This window comes from Xenorhabdus innexi (genome assembly GCF_002632485.1).
Taxonomy (GTDB): domain Bacteria; phylum Pseudomonadota; class Gammaproteobacteria; order Enterobacterales; family Enterobacteriaceae; genus Xenorhabdus; species Xenorhabdus innexi.
Window position 1 is genome coordinate 1 of the sequence record NZ_NIBU01000148.1, and the last position, 1,994, is coordinate 1,994.

Below are 1,994 nucleotides of genomic sequence, written 5' to 3' on the forward strand. Positions count from 1 at the left end.
AATTCGGGGCTGAAACTTCTTTTCATCATGTCACCTGTTGAATTGTCGAAGTGAGAATATCACCTCTATAACGGTGACCAAAATCATTGGACCACATCAATCCTGCTTGGCTTTATATTCGCTCATGATGACAGCATCGAATGTTCTAATCACATGCAAATGAAATTCAGGGCTGATCCACATGGCATAGGCATAAACCAGTTCCTTACATGCATATGTACCCCCCTTGCGGCCTTCAATAGAAACTATAGGATTTCCTAGAGTTTCTTTTTTAAGCAAATCTACTAGAGCTTGAGTTTGCTGATTGGTACTCCATAAGCTGGGCTGGTGCTTCGCTTCACCACCAGATGCTTTATGAAGATCATTCAAACGATAACGGCCTTGTTTATCGGTGCTGATTTTCACGCCGTTCAATATGATTAATGCTGTACTCACGATGCTTGTCCTTACTTAGGTAATGAACCTTTGCCGCAATAGGAGATCAGCCCATCGAGTAGCATCAGTTTTAGCTGATTCCTCAAAGGCTCATTCCTAAATAAAGGCTCGATGTTTAGATTGGCGCTGCGGGGCGCAGTGAAATGCAGATACAAAAAAGCCACCACGGATGTGATGGCATGGGTTATTGCTTTAACCACTCAAGGGAATGGGTAAAGGAATATTGTTTTAGTTTCAGAGGGTAACTAATTGTTAAGTATTATTCGCTTGTTATTGGGCTAAAGTGGGTTTATAGGTTGTTGAAAATACATCCAACACCCATTTTTGGGGGTAATTATGGCTAATGCACAGATGATGTTAGATTTTGCTCAACTGATAGATGCGGGCAGTCCTAATTATATATTAACGCAACGTATTGATACGGCAACTGGTGTAACCACTCTAGTTATTAATACTGGGATAGATGGGGCATTACCATTATTAAGAGAGCTATTGGCTGTTGCATCTGGGAGTGTTCCCAGATGCCTACGTAGCCTAGGTTTCCATTATTTGGGAAACAACTCGTATATACTAAAGCAAAGCGACCAACGGTATCCAAACCCGCCTGTCAATATCACGATTGATTCATTTGCAGAATATATATTACTGCTTCTTGATAGCAGATCCATAAACTCCATTGACCAAATTCAATTGCCGGCCTTATTAGCAGACGAATCACTTCGAGCAAACTTGGATAACTATTGGAATAACACTCAAGGCCATAGTGATCAGCAGCGCAGAAATGATGCAAAGAACACTATAATTCGGCTACAACCACAACTAAATCAACAATTACTAGCCCGACAACGGCAACGGCAGTTACAGATATCGCAGCCACAACATTCACAACGACCTAGATTCCTTCCTCCAGCCGAACGCGATATATTGACAGGATCACGTGGCTGCTCAATTGCCTGCTAATCGCCCACCATCACCTCCTGAGCTTCCTCGACTTAATGCTGATGATGTCGATCAGGCACTCCTGTCAACTTCATCGCCAACTGGATTTCCATCCCTTGGTAGTTGGTTTGGGAAAAAATAAAATGACAAAATGCAATCTCAAGATTCATTGACACTGCGCCCTAATATACGCAATTAACTTGAAGATGCAGGTTTTAATCGCTGGAAATGATCAGTCAGTCGGGTAGCCAATTCCTGTGCTTTTGTTGGCAAGGTGACATGATAAAAATGTCGAAGTGTTCCCCGAAACGTTTTTGCATCCGGGAAATAGACATTGTTGCGTATTTGCTCATTCGTGTACTTCCATAATCGTTCAATGGGGTTGAGATTAGGGCTGTAGGGGGGCAAATAATGTAATTGAATATTCAGCTCTTGAGCCGCTGATTTTACTAATTCAGCGCGGTGATAACCTGCACCATCCAAAATAATATGCACTTTTTGTTGGAAGGGATAGGTTTCCCTAATGGCATGGAAAAAAAGGACGACATTTTCCGCGTTAATCGTCGGATATTCACGAATAACCGTCTCTTCAATCCGGTGTAAATTGAGTGCCCCCATGA

General features: G+C 42.2%; 3 protein-coding genes. 1 reads left to right on the plus strand and 2 read right to left on the minus strand.

Features of this window, described 5'->3' with window-relative positions; genetic code table 11:
- Nucleotides 1–96: 96 nt before the first annotated feature.
- Nucleotides 97–435 (minus strand): KilA-N domain-containing protein, encoded by a 339-nt coding sequence (locus Xinn_RS20565; RefSeq protein WP_099137799.1) that lies wholly within the window; start codon nt 433–435, stop codon nt 97–99.
- Between the two features lie 336 nt (nt 436–771).
- Between Xinn_RS20565 and Xinn_RS20570 the strand changes: the two genes are divergently transcribed.
- The gene (locus Xinn_RS20570) at nt 772–1,395 is read left to right on the plus strand and encodes a hypothetical protein (protein ID WP_086953576.1); all 624 of its coding nucleotides are present in this window, start codon (nt 772–774) and stop codon (nt 1,393–1,395) included.
- 174 nt (nt 1,396–1,569) lie between these two features.
- Here Xinn_RS20570 and Xinn_RS20575 read toward each other — a convergent pair.
- A partial coding sequence (locus tag Xinn_RS20575) for an IS630 family transposase (protein ID WP_153043414.1) occupies nt 1,570–1,994 on the minus strand: 425 nt, incomplete at its 5' end.